The organism is Anatilimnocola aggregata (genome assembly GCF_007747655.1).
GTDB lineage: Bacteria > Planctomycetota > Planctomycetia > Pirellulales > Pirellulaceae > Anatilimnocola > Anatilimnocola aggregata.
Genome location: NZ_CP036274.1, coordinates 835,293 through 851,839, shown reverse-complemented (window position 1 = coordinate 851,839; position 16,547 = coordinate 835,293). Strand labels below are relative to the sequence as shown.

Sequence of the window (16,547 nt, the reverse complement as noted above, 5' to 3'; positions counted from 1 at the left end):
GGTTCAATTATGTTACCGAAAAACCGGATTCGATCAACGGCATCGCGAAAAAAACCGCAACCGCTTGCCGAGCTTGCTGATCACAGGACGCTTCATCTGCTCGATCGCGATATCTGGCGCGACGGCAATGAACGCCTGATCCTGCTCACGACTGGCCTGCTTATCCGCGCTGGCACATTCAACAGTTTCAAAGATCGCATCGAACTACAAATGATCTCGCGCATCGAGCGAGCAGACGGGACTGTCCCCGCGGGATTGAAATTCCCGCTGCGAATTATGGAAATTCGTCCTTGCCAAGTTGCGGCAGTGGCGATGCTTCCGAGTGTTGCCGACGTCGCAAAGTTTGCTGCGAGTTTCAAACCGCGCCATGGAGAGGCTACCCATGGTGTACTCAAGTAAGGTCGCAGAGATAGCCTGCAAATTTGATGATGCTCGGCAGACCGGCCCCACTCAATGGGAAGCCAAGTGTCCTGTTCACGAAGATTGCAAATCGTCGTTGTGTATCGGCGAGCTCGACGCGTATCCCGGCGCGGCAGGCATTCACTGCCAAGCTGGCTGCGATGTAACCGCCGTGCTTCAATCGCGAGGTCTGACCTACAACGATTTGTTCCCAGAGCGCTCGAAGCCGAAGGCGAATGGCAAGCCAAAAACGAAGAGAAAGCTTGTTGCGGCCTATGTTTATCAGGACGAGCAAGGCAATCCTCTTTTCCGAAAACTGAGGTACGACCCTAAAGCCTTCTTGCTTGAACACTGGAACGGAAAAGCCTGGGTCAGCGGAATGGAAGGTGTGCGGCGAGTTCTCTACAACTTGCCAACAATTCTTGCTGCCGAGCCAGATGAATTCATTGTTGGCGCTGAAGGTGAAAAAGACTGCGACAACCTAGCCGCACTTGGATTCCGAGCGACAACAAATTTCGACGGCGCCTCCAAAAATATCGCGAAACCGAAATGGTTGGAGGAGTACAACTCGGCACTCGTTGGAAAGCACTTTGTTTGGTTCGCTGACAATGACAGTCCCGGCGAATCACACGCAGAAGCGATTGCTGCCTCTGTGCATGCAGCCGGAGCTGCTTCAGTCCGAATCGTACAGTTCCGCGGCCTACAACCTGGCGGCGATGTCAGCGACGTGATCGCACAGGGCGCGACCGGCGACGATCTCTACGGCATCATTCTCGCGACTCCAAAATGGGCTCCCAATGGGGAAACGGCATCGAAGCAAACTGCCGAGAACTCGAGCAATACCAAGCGGGATCGGCCGATCGCGAGGATATGGAACACGCTGATTGAGTACGGCGAAGACGAGGATGGCAACGAGTGCAAAACAACCGTCCCCCTGACCATGACAGAAGTGAAAGAGTTGATTCGGAAGGAAACCGACGATTTCCCGCGGCGAACCGGCAACGCATTGTTTGTTCATGATCCCAAACACGGAATTAGCTGGCTAGAAAAGCCGGCCGCGATGTTCGGTTGGATGGCCGACAAGGTGGGAATCGTCGAGTGGAAGCAATGCGCGGGAGCAGTCACCAAAGACGAGTTGTTCCACGAACATCGCCGATCGGCTCGCAACTATGCCGCTGTTGAAGTTTTGCCGCATGAGCCAATGAGGCAAGATCATTACTATGCGTGCGGCGTAATCGAGCCAGGCAACGGTGAGCACCTTCAATTGCTGCTCGATCGATTCAACCCAGAAACTGACATTGATCGCGATCTGATTCAGGCAATGTTGATGACAATCTTGTGGGGCGGGGCGGGTGGCATGCGGCCGGTGTTCGTCATCACCACCGGCGACGGCCCTGGGGCTGGAAAGACCACGCTCGTACGGATGGCCGCTCAAATATTCGGTGGTTACCTCAGTTTCGACCGCGGCGAGCAGGTGGCGGATATCAAGACCCGGTTGCTGTCGTCTGATGCCCTAACCAAGCGAATAGCCCTGATCGATAACGTGAAGAGCACCAAATGGTCATGGGGCGAGTTCGAAGGGCTAATCACCTCGTCGACGATCAGCGGTCACCGAATGTACATGGGCGAGGGAAGTCGCCCGAACACCATCACTTGGTGCCTGACGCTGAATGGCGCTAATCTCTCAACCGACATGGGCCAGCGGGCGGTAGTGATCGTGATTAAGAAGCCCCGGAACACTGGCACGTGGGAAGAAGACACCCGCCGATTCATTGAAGAGCACCGATTGAAGATCCTCGCAGACCTGATTGGCGTACTCCGTAGCGAGCCCCACCGGTTCGAGAGATTCACTCGCTGGGCTGACTGGGAGGCGTCTGTACTCGCCCGGGTACCTAACCCGGTTGTTGCTCAGGCTGCAATCGCCGATCGCCAGGCGACCGTCGATGCTGAACAGGAAGAGCACCAACTACTCGAGGAATTCATCTCCGACGAGCTGCGACGACTTGGATACGACACCGAGCACGAAAGAATTTTCATTCCAACCAAGATTATTGTTCAGTGGGCAAATCGTGCCGCTCACGAAAATTCCTCTCCCACTGCGGTCAGTCGAAAGCTTCGGCAGTTGGTCAAGGAAGAAAAGTTTCTATCACTCAAAGAAAACACGGATAAGCGAAATGGCCGTGGGTTCATCTGGGCCGGCCTTGGGTCATTTGGGCGGCCTACCATCACCGACCTGGAACAGAGAATTTTCCAAAAACGGAATTACGCCGGAGTAAATGAAGAAACCGAAGGGGGTAGTTTTTAGACGCTTCGGGCGCTTCGGGCGCTTTCTACCTATTGTAATTACGTCGCGAATGAATTTAGGAGTCAAAGGAAAGAGAGTAGAGCAGATAGAGATTGAGAGAGTGGCCAAGAAAAAGAGAGGGGTATTAACAATAGGCGCAAAGCGCCCGAAGCGCCCGATACGACCGAAAGCCACCATAACAAGGGGGGCCCAGGACGCACTTTGTAACGAACATCACCAGCAACGAACCAAGAAAAACGTTTTCCGGCTAACTGCCAGAACAAAAACACCGGAGAGAAAAAAACATGGTCACAAATTTGAAAACGCCGATGCCGCCAGGTGATCGCGAGGATTTTATTTGCCTCGCCAATCGGGCAATTTTCAAAGCGCACACAAATCGCATGGGGCAAAACGTTGGCGAGCGCGAATTGACCCTAATCACTGAACGCTGCAACGAGCGGATCGAAGACACAGGCGACTATGTGCCGTTGATTATCAACCACACGTCGGACGATGGAAAAAGCGATCCCGAGGTCGTCGGATTCGTTGGCCCCTTCGCGATGGGTCGTCTCGGCACCCGCCGGCCGCTCCCTGCCATCTTCGGACGGATGTGGATTTATCGCGAGAAAAAACATCTGCTCAAAAAATATCCGCGCATCTCGGTGGAGTTCTGGCAGGATGCCAGCGACCCAGGAACGGGCTTCTTCGACCCGATCAGCTTACTTGGCGCCACGACACCGGAGCTCGATCTGGGCCTGCACTACGAAAAAACGAAAGACGCTGCCAATCGTAGGCTCGTCAAGTATGCGAAGGTCGAGCGCTTCTCGGCCAATCCTGATTCTCATGAAAGGGGATCGACCATGTTAAGCCCTGAAGACATCCAGCAAATCGTTGCAGCCTTGGATGGGGTTATTACCCAGAAGATTAGCGAGGCAACCGCCGGCATGAAGGGCCAGGCCGCGAAGCCCAAGCGGCTGGAACCGGATGACGACCTGGACGACGAACTAGAAGACGTCGACGAACCCGAAGCCGCGGGAAAGCTCGATCCTGCAATGGACGAGCGACTGAACCGCATCGAGCAGTACTACAAGCAATTTAGGTCAGGTGGGCCAGCGGTGAAGCGAGCCAGCGGCGAATCGCCCGATCAGTACTCCAAGCGCACAACGGACGAGGCCCGCCGGCGGTGCGATGCGATAAACGCAAAGGCAGGGCCTCACGGTGGCCGTGCGAACTTTGCCGACATCCTGGCTGAGGTTCGCGGCGAGCAACCCGAAAGCCGTTTTCAGCTTGGCGGACGATATCAAAAGCAGCCCGAGCCAGCACTCGCACCGACGGCATCGGCTCGCGCTGCCACGGTAGCGCGCGATCGCTGTTTGGAAATTCAAGCCCGCGGCCGCAAAGCAAATTACGCGATGGAGCTGCAAGCCGCGCGGCGAGAGCTCGGCGTTTCGTAGTTTTCAATTTGTTGCATTTGAGCAGCAGGTTTTTCAATTCACTTTTTGCAGAGGAACATTTTCGATGGCCGTTCAATTTTCCACCACGCAGTTCAATGCCCACCTCGATCAGCGGATGGGCCACGGTACCGGAACGCCAAACTCGGCCGCCGTGACCGCGATCAAGGCGTGTTTTTCGTCCCTTCGTTTGGCAGTTGTCGCCGGCGATGGTAGCGATCAAGTGAAGGAGGTGATTCTTAGCCAAGCGGCTGACCACCTCTACCACCTTGGCGAGCAGTACAGCAGCAACTACCGAGCGTAAAAAACCATCAGCTAGCCAATATGTCGTTGGCTCGCGAGTTTCCGATATTTTTCCTAGGAAAGTCGAGACACATGAACGCGCAAGTTTTGAAAGAACGTACCGAATCGATTCTGGAAGCAATTGCTGCCTTTGAATCGCAGCAAGACGACAACATGCTCGGACTATTGGTGGCTGTTGCTGCCGATGGCCCGGTGCCTGAAAAGCTTTCTCGCGTCGTCGAGCGAATCGAGATCGCCGCCCGCCTGGCTGGCCAGGGTGAGAGCCAGGAGCAGCAAAACCGAATCGCCCAACTCTTTGCTGACGTGGAGGAATTCCGTCGTCTTCCGGATCCAGCATCCCGAAGGGAATTCACGGGCACTTTCGAGGAACCGTACGTTCTTCGAGACCTGCAGGGCCACGCGCGGCGATTGGCGAACTTACCTATCGGTTAGCAATCCATCGCCACCAGCAAAGCCTTGATATTTCAACCCTTAAGATCAAAAGAGAATTCCAATGTTGACAGATGAAGATGTGCAGCAAATTACCGAGATTGTTCGCGCTGAAGTTGCGAAGGCAATGAAACCGAAAGCTCGCCGCTATGGGCTGCGCGGCAGTGCTGCAAGACTCGGCGGCAATTCGGTACCGGTCGCGAGTGCCGATCGCGAAGCGAAGATTGTCGCCGCGATTCGCGATTTTGACAAGAAACGACGAGCCTACGAATTGCAGCCAGGCGAATCGTTGCCGGGTGCGTGGTACTTCTACGATCTTTCGAACCTGGTGATTCTTGCGGCCAATGGCCCAATGCCGGAGGGGTTTGGTGCTGTCTATCGGTGCATTACATCAATCGCCAAGACGCTGCTTACTCAGCACAACCAGGCCGAGCCAATCACGCGGCAGTACCCCTGTAACGAGCTGGTTACGTGTTGCGGGTCGCTTGCAATGATCCTCTCGCGGTACAGCGAAGGTAACGGCCTTCCGGATCCCGAAGAATTCCTGCAAGCAAGACAGTTGCGCGAGGCGAAGACTGCCCTTGAAGCAATTCGCCAAAGCAACGGCGATACCTCCGCAGCGTCTTTGTACTTTTCGCAAATGCAACGAATCGGCTAGCGAGTGCTCGCCGCGCTCGTTAGCAAGTGCCGGGTGGGGTGTGATTCGTCTTCCGCCCCGCCCGGTGCGATTTTGAAAGGGTAGCTGCATGACCTGGTTCGCTTCGATTGCTCTCTGGTATGCCAAGTTCGTTACCCGACGATCGATTGATAACTATTACTTCTGGGACGGCATCGAGATTCGCCGCGTCGACGTGTTGCCGATCTCGCGTGCGGCCGCATCTGAGCGAGGATTGAGCGATGACGTTCTCGCACGGATGAACAGCGGGTCTACGGACGCCGCTGGGGCCATGGCCGCGGCTGTTCGGCACGTCTTCCGGGTACCGCCACACTCCCGCGGTGGGCTATCCGAACGCCAGTTGATCGAGCTGTTCATTGATTTTGCAGGGCAACTCGATCGAGCAATGAAAACAACTCCATTTTTCAAGGAATAACCGACCATGCCACTTCCAGCCATTGGCGCGGCTATTGCCCGCGGTTCTGCCGCCGTAGGTCGTATGTTGGCCAGCGCCGGCGGGGCGATCGCACGCGGTGCTTCGAGTCTCGGCCAGGGGACGGTGCGAGTTGCTTCGAGCGCGCGAGGCAAGTTCATGCATGCTGCGCGAAACACTGAAGCTTTCGCACGGAAGAGATACCGAAACACCGTACGTACGTTCCGATCGAGCAGGAGCGCGATTGGGGATGTGTTGGCGCGCAGTAGCAGGAAAGCAAAGCGGCCAGGGAAACGCAAATTCAGAACACAAAGCGAGTCCGCGCGATCCCGTCGCCGTGTCCTGCCCACAATGTCAGATGCGTGGGCGCGTTCCGTACGCCAAGGCGCAAGAAGTTCCGCAAAAGCCTCATATCGGGGCGAAAATGTTATGTCTCGGCTCTTTAGCCCCAAGAGCTACCTGGGAGGCGTCGCCAGTAATGTCGGGGCCGCTCAGCAGTCGTTCAGGGAGGGAAATAACGTTCAGGGGCTGCTGCATTCCGCCAAGGTTGCGCACAGCGTCGGCAAGCCAGCCGCGGCCGTATCTGCTGGGGTCGCCGGCAGTGTCGCAGCAACAGCGGTCACCATGGCCACGATGCCCAAGATCGTCAAAGAGTTTGGCGCTGCCCTGATCGAGTCACGGCGCCATATCTCGGAAGTGAGCGCGCCCTATGCCGTAGCGTTGGCGAAACTCGACACGAGTCGAACGTTTCGGAACATGCAATTCGGCAATCGAACCGGCCATGCGTTTTCGCAATTGACAAACGCACAAGATCGCCTGGAGAAAGCGCTCCTGCCTGCACAAATTACCCTCGCGAATATCGTGGCAAAGGTGCTAACGAAGGTCGAACTGGGGGTAACAACGCTGATGACGATTACCACTGCCGTTGCTCAAGCGTTTCCAGAGGTCCAGAAGGCGTTGGACAGGATCAACGAGAACACCAGGCACCAAGGACGCCAAGAATCGCAGGCACTTGCCGGAATGGCCCAGCGATTGGCGAACGGTGAATTTACCGGCCGGCGGAATCCGCCAATCGAACAGCCGCCAGCACCACCAGCCCGCAACCCGAATTAGAAAGTGACGCAAAATGTCTGATTACTACATCGTTTACAACGGCATCAAGCTTCTTGGAACGTTGACGAAGATCCATGACTTAACTCCCATCCGCGACGACAGCGATACGGATCAGCTGCATTCCAAGTTTGTCGTTTCGTCCGAGTGTGTCGTTAACATCGCCGTCCTGACTGCCCAGGTCAAAATGCACGGGGTGACCGGTGGGAATGCGGCCGGGGCTAATGCTGCTTCTGTCCTAAAAGCAGTCCGGCACATGTTGTCGGAAGACAGGAAGCCGTTTCAGTTGGTGATGGATGGAACGATCTACCTTGAATCGAGCGAGCGGCTCGACGCGAATAATGGCCCGAAGGTGCGAGAACTGAAGATTGCCCAAGTTAGCCCGGGCTCGATCAAGATTTTATTTACGGTGGAAGTGTGCCGAATCGAGTGCGGCAAATCGACTGGCCCCGTGAATAACAGATGGACCGTCACCGACGACATCAACGAGCAATGGCAAGTAACGCGGCATTGGCGAGGGAAGCTGCGAGTCGCGAACGGGGTGGATAATCCGCAGAACTACCGTCACTTGTGCGTTCCTGTTCTCGCGAGGGGATTTAGACGGGCCCGGATGAACTTCACTACCGAGCCTGACGGCCTTTGCCTTGGCTGGGAAGTGACCGACGTCCAGTTGATGGGCGATGCGCCTCCTAGTGGTGCCTTGGTGCTTAGCGGGAATCACACCGAGTCGATGGATATGGCCGGCGCATTCAGCATCGGAAATATCTCAGTTCGCCTCGACGGCCCGCCAAATGCCGACAAGCAAGAACTGCTGGCCAAGTGCATGCAAATCATCAATGGAAAGATACAGGTCGAGAAGTTCAATTTTGAAAACGCGTTCATCTTCCGCGAACTTGTGATAACCGATCACCTCGGAACCTCAACCGTGGAGGCGCGTGCGACAGTGCAGCGCGCACTGAGCGCAGCATCGAGCGCCAGTGGATCGCCTCTGAAACTCGGTAATGTGGTACTCGACACATTCGGAAAACCCATCGAAATGCCGAACTACGATCGAACCCGCATGGCAGCGCCACCCCTGCATTGCGCCAGCATCATCGGACTTTTTAAGAGTCAGTTGCAGTCGGCTTGCGGCGGATCGCATGCAGTCCCGCAGATCTCGGACGTTTCACGCGACGATACAAGTCCCGGCGAGGACGACAGCGATACCGAAGTCACTGAGACAACGGACACAGTACCATTCGAAATTAACTCGCCTGGCTATTCGAGCGAACACGAATCGGCCATGTACCTGTTCTCGAAAGTTGAGGCTATTTACGAATACGACGAGGGGTATATTTTCACGCCGTACAGTGAAGCCCTGCCCGACACTGGCAACACGATTGCCGCGATCAAGGTCGCTGGCCGCACGTGCCGGCGAATCATCAATCTGAGCGTGGAACGCGTCGGCAAAGAACCTGATTTGTGGGAGCCCAAGACCTACAAAGATTCGCACGGAATCACCCACTATCTGAAGACATTCCGTCCAAATTTCCGCCCTCCGCAGATGACTGGTGACGGGAAGCAGATATTTACCGTCGACTGCCAATATGTGTTCGTTCTGAGTCGCGCGCCGACAGTAAGTGAGTTTCGGGCGCCGGCCCTTCCGTGGGACACGTTGCCGGCGATCTCGATCCCACCCAGCAGTTTCATTTCGCCCGAAGGTGAAAAGGGGATCGCGTAACCATGAAAAATTTCAACGAACATACAAACAAATGTGTTCACGTTGCCGGGCAAGCGGTCGCTGCGATCGCTGTAGGCTCTCGGATACGCCGCATCTGGACGAGCGAACATGGTGGTATCACCATCGATGTTAGCAACGAGAAACAGATACCAACTGCATGGCGGCTGGCAGTTATTGCGGTCGGCGGTGCAGCTGCTTGCTGTCTTGATCGTTCATTCAGCATCGGCGATGCGCGCGACAGCATCCATTTTGTTTTCAATGTACCGGCGAACCAGCAACCGGGGACTACCTTTCGGGTGCATCGGCGAAACGTTGAAGTCTTGCACCATCACCCAAATTGTCAGCGGCTTGAGCGTGCCAATTATGCCGCTGTCTCGCTTCGCGCGATTGATCGGGCCTTGCAGATTGCGAAGGAAAGAAGTCACGCAATTGAGGCATTGGCCGATGTTTTATCTGAACACGAAACGATGTCGCTGTCTGCAATTATGTCAGTTTACAGCCGCGCTATGAGCGAAAGCAGGAGAATATGAGCACTTCAAAAGATCGATATGCAACGGCAATCCATGAAGCAGGTCACGCAGTCGTGGGCCTGGTTACCGGCGCGCGGGTGGCTTCTCTCGTTGTCGATGGCCGCGGCGAAATTACTCACGGCTATGCCCGAATGCGATACCGCCGAAATGGGGCGGGCGAGAAATCAACAGCCCTGGTCACACTGGCCGGCTATGCCGCGGAATGGCTGTATCAAAGCGGTGGCGATGTGAAGCACGTGCGCGCAGCACTCCTGCACGGCGAGCAGCTCGGAACGGCTGAAGATTTCGTTGCCCATCGTCGTCTTGTGGAATTGGCAGGCCGAAAGCAACGCGGGCCCGTTCGGTATTCGCGCGAGCACATTACCGAAGGCGCGATCGGGCGAACGATTCGCCTCGTGCAACGCAACTGGTTCGCGATCAACGAGATTGCCGATCACCTGGCTCGACTCGGGAAGCTATCGGGCGAGACGGTTGAAGTGTTGTACGAACTGGCAAACGTCAATCCGCTGGAGGTGTGATGCCCAAGCCGCGAAATCTGAAGCAGTACCGGCCGCCGGTTGAGCGCGTCAGCCTTAAACGAATGCCGGGCGATCCCACACCGGCAGGGATTAGGCAAAGGTGCGAGGAGATTCAGGCCAACTGGACGGAAAGTGATTTCCTGTCTCGGCAAGCAAAGAATCCTGGCGGCAAATCAATTCGGCAGGATGAAGGCAGCAAACCGGTGCAAGTGGTCTGCACTCGCGATCTGTCGGCGGCGGCGAGAAGGTAGCGGCCGAGGCTCTTTGACAATTTGGTTGACTATTTTCGCTTGTAGATTGAATAACTCTGCGCTACCTTGCCGCCTTCGATGATGAAGAGCGTTGTCTGCTCGTGTGGACCGCCCAACCCTCGCACCTTGGTAGTAACAGGAACTGCAATTCCAGCATCGGTGCATTGCCTGTACTCGGTCGATTGCATCCCAACGGAATCAAACTTGACTGCAATGGGCCGGACGAGGTAGTCAGCCGGCTTTCCCTCGGCATGAACCTTGACGATCTCGATTGGCTCGCCATCGCCAACCGACTCCCGCCAGTCCTCGCGCACGGCTTTCGCGTACGGTGATTCGGGAATGACTGAGCTAGCGACGTTGCAGCCGGTGGTGAAGAGAAGAACAAGCAGAAGGAAAGATAGACGAATCATGGATGCTACTCCAAATCAAAATATGGACGGGTTAGGCGACAGCACCATTCCGACCAATTTGGGTCGTACCAATACGACTTAACTTGTATTGAATCTTCTGGATCGTGAACCACCAGTTTGATATCTTCCGAAGGAAGGTAAATGTCACTGCTAATCGGAAAACTCAAGTGTGGATTAAAAAAATGTGGTGTAAGCAGATTTCCGTAACCATATCCCCACATGAATAACTCTTGACCAAATTCACTCGGTTTAAAACGGAATGAGTTCTCCGCGTCGGCGCCAAATATTTCGTAATCACCTATCAATGATTCGCGGTAAAGCCCAGAGAATGCATGATTAACAATTGCTGCAAGCTTTTCACCGCATGCTGACGTTCGATTGTGTGTCAATGCCACCATGAATGTCGCCCCAGGCATCTTCACGCCAGCGTGCAGGCGATTGACTGGCCCCACTCCCTCATAGAGGTCTCGCAGCGCGTGATAGAGGATATAATGGGTTCGCAGTTGAAAACTAGAAAGTCGGGCGATTAGGGAATTAATCACAACGCCACGGTCGTCCTCCTCCACAACAGGCTCTTCGGGCTTGTTGCCAATTAGTGGCACTCTCGACGAGGCCAAAACTCCGCCAAGGTATTCAGCGGCAATTCGGTCGTCGCAGAACACTGCTTCACTCATCGCACCGCGAAAAACTCGCGGCAACACCTGGCCTGGTTCGTTGATCGCCGTGCCAATCTTTTCCACCGCGAAATTAATCACATTTTTTAAATTGGCAGCGCCTTGGTCAGTCAGACCAGGTAGTTTTTGGCCGATATGCGTAGCTAACGGCCCGAAGAGCTTCCATGTAAGTATCGCTTCCGCAGCGGTCATTCCGCCTTCACCAAGAAGACGCGTTATCATTTCCACGCTCATATTACCTCTTGGGTGCTGGCTTCTTTGCCTTCTGGTCGACCGGCCGCAGTTCCAGGCCGAAGTACTCGGCGAGCTTCGACGCTGCCGAAAAGCGAATGTCCTCGCCCGAGAGAAATCGGGAAATTGCTGGCTGAGAAACTCCGGTCGCTTTAGCAATCGCAAGTCCTGGCTGGCCCGAGTCTTTGATCGCCGTTCGCAACTGATCTTCAAGCGACATCGAAAAATTATCCGAAAGTGGATTGACTTGATTATCCGAATATGAATAATGGCATAGTCACGTGACAAGTGTGGTCACGAGAAAGAAAAATGGCTCCCGCGGTGCTGGTAACACCCGGGAACCTGGCAAACCCCACGTTAATGAGGTTTACGATGAAAAGTGTACTTGCGCCCACGCGCGCCGTCCATCAGAAGGAAATGGCGTTTCTGCTCGAGCCGGTCTGCTCGCTCGATGCGAATGCCGCCCTGGAAGTGCCGAAGTCCTCGGCCGCTGATCGTCTCAATGCCGCGGTTGCCGACTTTGAAGAAACCGCCAACGAATGGGCCAATCTCTTTGGCGGATTCGCTGATCTTCTCCGCACCGTCAACGAGAGCCCCGCGGCGATTCAGCACATTGGCAACGCTCTGGCCGGCAAGTCGGGCCGGAAGGCGGTGGCCCATGCATAACCACCCAACTTCCCGGCGGTCGTTCCTGGCCGCTGCTGTGGCGATTGCCCTGCCTATCGATGACGACAGGGATGAAGTGGAGCCCAATTGGGATGATGAATACGTCTGGGAGCCTGCCACGGAGGACGCGGAAACCGTGGAGGCCCTGGCAATTTTCCACGGCGAAAAGGAAATTTCTGACATCGCGACCACGTTCGCAGCAGATCAGGTTGACGTTGATCGTTGCCTTTCACGTCGCAAGGTGTCGCGGTGGAAGGAAGAAAAATCTTCTCCGGTGTCCGTGAGGTTCTCGGGCAGCAAAAGATATGTTGTCGCGCAGTGCGAGCTTTGGGACCGCAGTTTTAAATTTGAGCCGTCAACAGTGTTGGACATCCCACAGTTCGATTTGGGTGACAATCCGCTGACCGATCAGTACCTTGACGCTGGCCACACTCGCCAGCAAGCGATTGAACTGGCCGCGGAACGGAACCGACCGTTGCTCCAAGGCTGGGACGAAGACAGCCAGGATTGGTGGGTGGTTCTCGAAATTGGCGAATGTGATCTTCCTCGGCTGGTTAGTTACGACCTGACCGGCGAGCTTGGCCACATGCAAATAGCCGGTTCTACTCCCATTCGCCTCGTTCGGCCCACCGCGGCCGAGATTGAATCGATCGAGCGTGAAGCCCTGCTCTTCGACCTGGCTGGCGAGGAAGGGGGTGTAGCTTGAAACGGCAACCTTCGAAGCAGAAGCAAACCCGCGACGCGCTCGCGCGGCTGGATTCGGCCCTCGACGTAGGCTATGTCGCCATTCACGACATTGAACAGCGTGCGAGGGATTTGAGTCAGGCCATCACGCAAATCGGCTACGGACTTGATACGCTTCGCGCCCTCGCGGCGAATAAGTCGCTGTCAGTTTCCGAGTGTGAAGCGATCGATGCTCTCTTGGCTGCCGTTTCTAAAGCGTGCTCGGTGAAAGGTGGTGCCTCTTGATTGCCACCACCCCGCAAAAGCTCACGGCCGCCGAAACCTCGCGCGGCGTTGCCCTGGAACGGCTGATTCGTGTGGTTCAGGCCCTGCAGCGCGAGCGTTACGGTCTACTGCTCGACGATCTAGTTGCCGAAGTCTCGGAATACATGGGCCGCCCATGGTGCCATAGGACGATACGACGTGATATTCAGATTCTGACTTACGTCGGACTGGCGGAAATCATCGATTGTCGTTGCTGTTGGATTGGTACCGGTGGATTTTTCGAGCAGCCAGCAACGGCGATCAGTCTCGCGGCGGACCGTGCTATCCATCAACAGCAAGCCCATTGGTTCCAAGCGGACCCTGAGACGCGTTAGATTTTTTTGACTCTTCCCTCGTCCCGGTCGGTGTTCGGCCGGGATTTTTCATGTCTGCGGAGAATTTCCAATGCCCAAGAAACGAAAGGTTCCAAAGGTCCGCCTGGCCAAGCCAGCAGGCAGACCCTGGCAGATTCGCTACACCCCCGTCGGTGAAAATCGCGAGGTACGAATCTCGACTCAAACCGAGGATAAAAACCAAGCGATTGAGCAGCAAAAAGAGATTGAAGCTAAGCTGCTGCTCGGAGTTGACCCCAAGCCCCGAAAGATCCGCGACGCCGGGCCATTGATGCCATGGTCACAATTTCGCGATCAATATTCTCGGCTGAAAGTTGCAACAATGCGCAGCAGCCATTCGCGTAGCTCTGCCGAGTATCGCCTGGACGTGTGCGAATCTATCATTTCCCCGGCAACCCTTGGCCAGATGTCAGAAGATGCAACGCTCGCTCGGCTGCAAGCAGAATTACTTGCGGGGTCCGGCGGAAATCGAAAGGTCAAGAAGGCACGCTCGCCGCATACGGTCCGGTCCTACCTCGCCACGTTGATCGCGGCTTTGAACTGGACACATCGCCCCATGAAGTGGTTGCCGGAGCCCGTCGAATTCGAACTCCTCGAGGTAGACGAACCCGATAAGGGGCGACCGCTTTGCGCCGAAGAATTCGAGCGGATGCTGGCGGCCGTTCCCAAGGCGATCGAAACCGAAGATGCCACGGCGGTCGCTTCCTGGCAGCGCTTGCTGCGGGGGCTATGGGAAAGCGGCCTGCGGCTCTCGGAGGCGATGTCGTTGCACTGGACGGCCGACGGGGCAATCCTACCGCACTGGCGCCGTAGCGGCCTCCTGCTGCTTCACATCCCGGCCAAGATGCAGAAGAACCGGAAGGCTCAAGACGTCCCGACAACGCCAGCATTTGCCGCGATCATCGCCCAAACTTCTGAGGCCGATCGGTCTGGCTGGATATTCGACCCGATCTCTCGGAAGAAGGGGACGGGGCGAATGACGACAGAGCAGGTCGGGAGAACGATTAGCCTCATCGGTGAAAAGGCGAATGTCGCGGTCAACGCCGACGGCAAATCGGCATCCGCGCACGATCTCCGCCGCAGTTTCGGCCAACGTATGGCGGACGCTGGATTACCGCCGCGCGACCTGCAAGCCATCATGCGGCATGCGTCGTTTACGACAACGGAGCAGTACTATCTCCGCGATCGAGCGCACGACCAGGGCGAGAGAATCGCGAAGTACCTGGGTACAGTCGCAAAGGCTGAGGAGCCAGCAAAGGCCCCGAAGAAAGCACGTAAGTCTAGAACCTGCAAGTAGCTGGGACGGGGCTCGAACCCGTACGGTGGATTACCCACCACAGGATTTTAAGTCCTGTGCGTCTGCCAATTTCGCCACCCAGCCTGGGAGACGCGACATTGTAAACAGAAAGTACCCCCGCGGAACCGGCAGGTTCAGCAGAAAGTTCGCAAGATCGACGGTAACCATTCTCGCGGTCCTCGGTAGGTTCTGGCCGCTGGCCGGAATCTGGAGTGGTGAAAAACGGGATCTGCAGTTTGTCGGTCGGATGCCAAATGATGTCCCAATTGCCAGCCAGGATCACACCCGGCGGATGTGACCTACTTGCAGGCAGAACGGCTTCGAAAGCGGTCGGTTGCACATTGGTGCCGGTGGTCGGCGTTCGCTCACCTTGCGGCGGACGGGGGCACTTTGGGGGTGTGCCTGGGCAAAAACCGGGCGAAATGTGAATTAATCGACTGGCATTTCATTTGCACTAGCTGGGGTTGGCATGGATGTGTGACCAGATGAACCTTCAACTCAAGAGGCAACACCATGTCGTCTGCACCCCAATCTCAATTTGACCGGCTGGCGAACAGCCCTTCGATGACCCGCTATTGGCAACATGCCCGCGAGCGCAAATGGCTCTATTTGGTGGGGGGCGTGTTGATCGCCACACTGTTGATCCTGGCCATTCAGCGGTCGTGGTCGAGTCGCTCGTACGTTCGCCCGGTGGTCGTGCAGCAGGTGCCTGGGCGGGTTGTGCCCGGTCAAGTGGTCCCTACGCAGCCTTATGTGCTGAATGAGTCGATTCCTGCGATTGACGTGAACGACCGCCAGCTGCGGTTTCCCGCGCGGGCGCTGAATAACGCGCCGCCGGTTTATCCCAGCGGGGCGGGTGGGCAGGTGATGCCTTACGTCAATCCGACGGCCAAGGACAAAGTGGTGAAGGAAGCGTTTTTCTATCCGCGGAATGCGGGGCGGCCGATGATTCCCGGCGTGGGCATTGCCGCCTATGAAGTTCGCTTTGGCCCCGGCGACTATGTGGTGAGCGACAACTGCTGGGCACGTGCCGTGAGCGATCTCACGTTTCCCGCCTCTGCCGAGACGCGGCTCGTCGTCCACCTGGTCGATCCCGCCCGCGCTGGTCAGCGAATGTACGGCGCGCTCGTCCTCCGCACCGCAGACGGCGAACTCATCCAGTTCGAAGCGAGCCAGATCATCGTGCTCGCCGAGTAGCTTTTCAGGTGACCCGAAGCGTGAGCGAGGAGAGCGCCCTCGCACGCAGGAAGCGTAGTCGCCCGCTGGACCGTTTCCACCGGGCCGCTCACCCGCTAACATCGCGTTCATGACCGTTGTTCGTTCTCAAACCGATCCGCTGGCCTTCTTCTTCACCTGGGCCACGTACGGCACTTGGCTCCCCGGCGATCAGCGGGGCTGGGTTGAGTTTCGTCATGGATTTCAGCTTCCAGATCCTTGGCGGGAACTGGAGAGCATGGCGAAGATGACAGAGGGCTCCTGTCGTCTCTCACCCCCCGAGCGCGAACAAGTTCACGATCAACTGCGCGAAACTTGCCATTTCAAACAGTGGCAATTGCACGCCGTAAATTGCCGCAGCAATCACCTGCATGCCGTGATCTCCGCGAGCGCTGCTCCGCGCTTGATGCGAACGCAAATTAAAGCCTGGCTCACACGACGGCTGAAGAGTTTTTGCGCGACCAATCGCCGAGAATCGCGCGAACACTGGTGGGCCGAGCGCGGCAGCATTCGTTGGTTGTTCGAGGATGACCATCTGGAAGCTGCAATCTTGTATGTCCGCGATGGTCAAGATCGCCCACGTCCAAAATGAGGTGCTAAACGATAACGAACGACTGCCAGAGTTACTTGG

General features: G+C 56.2%; 21 protein-coding genes and 1 tRNA gene. 18 read left to right on the top strand and 4 right to left on the bottom strand.

Annotated elements, in window-relative coordinates:
* Positions 1-9 precede the first annotated feature (9 nt).
* The 11 genes from ETAA8_RS03240 to ETAA8_RS03190 all read left to right on the top strand — a co-directional run bounded on the left by ETAA8_RS03240 (position 10) and on the right by ETAA8_RS03190 (position 9,832).
* Entirely contained in the window at positions 10-399 is a 390-nt protein-coding gene (locus ETAA8_RS03240) for a hypothetical protein (protein WP_145084803.1), read from the top strand.
* On the top strand, positions 383-2,704 hold the full coding sequence (locus ETAA8_RS03235) for a hypothetical protein (RefSeq protein ID WP_145084800.1): 2,322 nt from the start codon (positions 383-385) through the stop codon (positions 2,702-2,704). Before ETAA8_RS03240 ends, ETAA8_RS03235 begins: the two co-directional genes overlap by 17 nt.
* A 284-nt stretch (positions 2,705-2,988) precedes the next feature.
* The gene (locus ETAA8_RS03230) at positions 2,989-4,137 is read left to right on the top strand and encodes a hypothetical protein (protein ID WP_145084797.1); all 1,149 of its coding nucleotides are present in this window, start codon (positions 2,989-2,991) and stop codon (positions 4,135-4,137) included.
* Between the two features lie 64 nt (positions 4,138-4,201).
* A complete protein-coding gene (locus ETAA8_RS03225; protein WP_145084794.1) occupies positions 4,202-4,438 on the top strand; it encodes a basic helix-loop-helix domain-containing protein in 237 nt (78 codons plus the stop codon).
* Between the two features lie 71 nt (positions 4,439-4,509).
* Positions 4,510-4,869: a hypothetical protein gene (locus ETAA8_RS03220; protein ID WP_145084791.1), complete on the top strand. Its 360-nt coding sequence runs from the start codon at positions 4,510-4,512 to the stop codon at positions 4,867-4,869.
* A 61-nt stretch (positions 4,870-4,930) separates the two neighbouring features.
* Positions 4,931-5,524: a hypothetical protein gene (locus tag ETAA8_RS03215; RefSeq protein WP_145084788.1), complete on the top strand. Its 594-nt coding sequence runs from the start codon at positions 4,931-4,933 to the stop codon at positions 5,522-5,524.
* An 88-nt stretch (positions 5,525-5,612) separates the two neighbouring features.
* Positions 5,613-5,957, top strand: a complete 345-nt coding sequence (locus ETAA8_RS03210; RefSeq protein WP_145084785.1) for a hypothetical protein — start codon at positions 5,613-5,615, stop codon at positions 5,955-5,957.
* Between the two features lie 426 nt (positions 5,958-6,383).
* A complete protein-coding gene (locus ETAA8_RS03205) occupies positions 6,384-7,067 on the top strand; it encodes a hypothetical protein (protein ID WP_145084782.1) in 684 nt (227 codons plus the stop codon).
* 13 nt (positions 7,068-7,080) lie between these two features.
* Complete coding sequence (locus ETAA8_RS03200; RefSeq protein ID WP_145084780.1) at positions 7,081-8,784, top strand: hypothetical protein; 1,704 nt, start codon at positions 7,081-7,083, stop codon at positions 8,782-8,784.
* A gap of 2 nt (positions 8,785-8,786) precedes the next feature.
* Positions 8,787-9,314 (top strand): hypothetical protein, encoded by a 528-nt coding sequence (locus ETAA8_RS03195; RefSeq protein ID WP_145084777.1) that lies wholly within the window; start codon positions 8,787-8,789, stop codon positions 9,312-9,314.
* Complete coding sequence (locus ETAA8_RS03190; RefSeq protein ID WP_145084775.1) at positions 9,311-9,832, top strand: M50 family metallopeptidase; 522 nt, start codon at positions 9,311-9,313, stop codon at positions 9,830-9,832. The genes ETAA8_RS03195 and ETAA8_RS03190 overlap by 4 nt, the downstream gene beginning before the upstream one ends.
* A gap of 280 nt (positions 9,833-10,112) precedes the next feature.
* Here ETAA8_RS03190 and ETAA8_RS03185 read toward each other — a convergent pair whose 3' ends face one another.
* Genes ETAA8_RS03185 through ETAA8_RS03175 form a run of 3 tightly spaced genes read right to left on the bottom strand, consistent with a single transcriptional unit; the run spans position 10,113 to position 11,618 of the window.
* Positions 10,113-10,493 (bottom strand): hypothetical protein, encoded by a 381-nt coding sequence (locus ETAA8_RS03185; RefSeq protein WP_145084772.1) that lies wholly within the window; start codon positions 10,491-10,493, stop codon positions 10,113-10,115.
* A gap of 5 nt (positions 10,494-10,498) precedes the next feature.
* Entirely contained in the window at positions 10,499-11,401 is a 903-nt protein-coding gene (locus tag ETAA8_RS03180; protein ID WP_145084769.1) for a hypothetical protein, read from the bottom strand.
* Between the two features lies 1 nt (position 11,402).
* Positions 11,403-11,618: a helix-turn-helix domain-containing protein gene (locus ETAA8_RS03175; protein WP_145084766.1), complete on the bottom strand. Its 216-nt coding sequence runs from the start codon at positions 11,616-11,618 to the stop codon at positions 11,403-11,405.
* A 152-nt stretch (positions 11,619-11,770) separates the two neighbouring features.
* Here ETAA8_RS03175 and ETAA8_RS03170 point away from each other — a divergent pair, with 152 nt between their 5' ends.
* The 5 genes from ETAA8_RS03170 to ETAA8_RS03150 all read left to right on the top strand — a co-directional run bounded on the left by ETAA8_RS03170 (position 11,771) and on the right by ETAA8_RS03150 (position 14,701).
* Positions 11,771-12,064 carry a hypothetical protein gene (locus ETAA8_RS03170; RefSeq protein WP_145084763.1) on the top strand — a complete coding sequence of 98 codons (294 nt, stop codon included), beginning with the start codon at positions 11,771-11,773 and terminating at the stop codon, positions 12,062-12,064.
* A complete protein-coding gene (locus tag ETAA8_RS03165) occupies positions 12,057-12,770 on the top strand; it encodes a hypothetical protein (RefSeq protein ID WP_145084760.1) in 714 nt (237 codons plus the stop codon). Before ETAA8_RS03170 ends, ETAA8_RS03165 begins: the two co-directional genes overlap by 8 nt.
* Positions 12,767-13,033, top strand: coding sequence for a hypothetical protein (locus tag ETAA8_RS03160; protein WP_145084757.1), 267 nt, complete (start codon positions 12,767-12,769; stop codon positions 13,031-13,033). The genes ETAA8_RS03165 and ETAA8_RS03160 overlap by 4 nt, the downstream gene beginning before the upstream one ends.
* Positions 13,030-13,386: a hypothetical protein gene (locus ETAA8_RS03155; protein ID WP_145084754.1), complete on the top strand. Its 357-nt coding sequence runs from the start codon at positions 13,030-13,032 to the stop codon at positions 13,384-13,386. Before ETAA8_RS03160 ends, ETAA8_RS03155 begins: the two co-directional genes overlap by 4 nt.
* A gap of 70 nt (positions 13,387-13,456) precedes the next feature.
* Positions 13,457-14,701, top strand: a complete 1,245-nt coding sequence (locus ETAA8_RS03150; RefSeq protein WP_145084751.1) for a tyrosine-type recombinase/integrase — start codon at positions 13,457-13,459, stop codon at positions 14,699-14,701.
* Here the strand turns inward: ETAA8_RS03150 and ETAA8_RS03145 are convergent.
* Positions 14,699-14,785 (bottom strand) — tRNA-Leu (locus ETAA8_RS03145). The two genes, ETAA8_RS03150 and ETAA8_RS03145, sit on opposite strands and share 3 nt — an antisense overlap.
* A 429-nt stretch (positions 14,786-15,214) precedes the next feature.
* On the opposite strand from ETAA8_RS03145, the gene ETAA8_RS03140 reads away from it, so the two are divergent.
* Positions 15,215-15,898 carry a hypothetical protein gene (locus tag ETAA8_RS03140; protein ID WP_145084748.1) on the top strand — a complete coding sequence of 228 codons (684 nt, stop codon included), beginning with the start codon at positions 15,215-15,217 and terminating at the stop codon, positions 15,896-15,898.
* Positions 15,899-16,007: 109 nt separating this feature from the next.
* Positions 16,008-16,508: a transposase gene (locus ETAA8_RS03135; protein ID WP_145084744.1), complete on the top strand. Its 501-nt coding sequence runs from the start codon at positions 16,008-16,010 to the stop codon at positions 16,506-16,508.
* Positions 16,509-16,547 lie beyond the last annotated feature (39 nt).

What these genes read in the sequence shown, in the direction of transcription:
- ETAA8_RS03240 (WP_145084803.1), top strand. Translation starts at nt 10, where the DNA reads ATGTTACCGAAAAACCGGATTCGATCAACGGCATCGCGAAAAAAACCG.
- ETAA8_RS03235 (WP_145084800.1), top strand. Translation starts at nt 383, where the DNA reads ATGGTGTACTCAAGTAAGGTCGCAGAGATAGCCTGCAAATTTGATGAT.
- ETAA8_RS03230 (WP_145084797.1), top strand. Translation starts at nt 2,989, where the DNA reads ATGGTCACAAATTTGAAAACGCCGATGCCGCCAGGTGATCGCGAGGAT.
- ETAA8_RS03225 (WP_145084794.1), top strand. Translation starts at nt 4,202, where the DNA reads ATGGCCGTTCAATTTTCCACCACGCAGTTCAATGCCCACCTCGATCAG.
- ETAA8_RS03220 (WP_145084791.1), top strand. Translation starts at nt 4,510, where the DNA reads ATGAACGCGCAAGTTTTGAAAGAACGTACCGAATCGATTCTGGAAGCA.
- ETAA8_RS03215 (WP_145084788.1), top strand. Translation starts at nt 4,931, where the DNA reads ATGTTGACAGATGAAGATGTGCAGCAAATTACCGAGATTGTTCGCGCT.
- ETAA8_RS03210 (WP_145084785.1), top strand. Translation starts at nt 5,613, where the DNA reads ATGACCTGGTTCGCTTCGATTGCTCTCTGGTATGCCAAGTTCGTTACC.
- ETAA8_RS03205 (WP_145084782.1), top strand. Translation starts at nt 6,384, where the DNA reads ATGTCTCGGCTCTTTAGCCCCAAGAGCTACCTGGGAGGCGTCGCCAGT.
- ETAA8_RS03200 (WP_145084780.1), top strand. Translation starts at nt 7,081, where the DNA reads ATGTCTGATTACTACATCGTTTACAACGGCATCAAGCTTCTTGGAACG.
- ETAA8_RS03195 (WP_145084777.1), top strand. Translation starts at nt 8,787, where the DNA reads ATGAAAAATTTCAACGAACATACAAACAAATGTGTTCACGTTGCCGGG.
- ETAA8_RS03190 (WP_145084775.1), top strand. Translation starts at nt 9,311, where the DNA reads ATGAGCACTTCAAAAGATCGATATGCAACGGCAATCCATGAAGCAGGT.
- ETAA8_RS03185 (WP_145084772.1), bottom strand. Translation starts at nt 10,493, where the DNA reads ATGATTCGTCTATCTTTCCTTCTGCTTGTTCTTCTCTTCACCACCGGC.
- ETAA8_RS03180 (WP_145084769.1), bottom strand. Translation starts at nt 11,401, where the DNA reads ATGAGCGTGGAAATGATAACGCGTCTTCTTGGTGAAGGCGGAATGACC.
- ETAA8_RS03175 (WP_145084766.1), bottom strand. Translation starts at nt 11,618, where the DNA reads ATGTCGCTTGAAGATCAGTTGCGAACGGCGATCAAAGACTCGGGCCAG.
- ETAA8_RS03170 (WP_145084763.1), top strand. Translation starts at nt 11,771, where the DNA reads ATGAAAAGTGTACTTGCGCCCACGCGCGCCGTCCATCAGAAGGAAATG.
- ETAA8_RS03165 (WP_145084760.1), top strand. Translation starts at nt 12,057, where the DNA reads ATGCATAACCACCCAACTTCCCGGCGGTCGTTCCTGGCCGCTGCTGTG.
- ETAA8_RS03150 (WP_145084751.1), top strand. Translation starts at nt 13,457, where the DNA reads ATGCCCAAGAAACGAAAGGTTCCAAAGGTCCGCCTGGCCAAGCCAGCA.
- ETAA8_RS03140 (WP_145084748.1), top strand. Translation starts at nt 15,215, where the DNA reads ATGTCGTCTGCACCCCAATCTCAATTTGACCGGCTGGCGAACAGCCCT.
- ETAA8_RS03135 (WP_145084744.1), top strand. Translation starts at nt 16,008, where the DNA reads ATGACCGTTGTTCGTTCTCAAACCGATCCGCTGGCCTTCTTCTTCACC.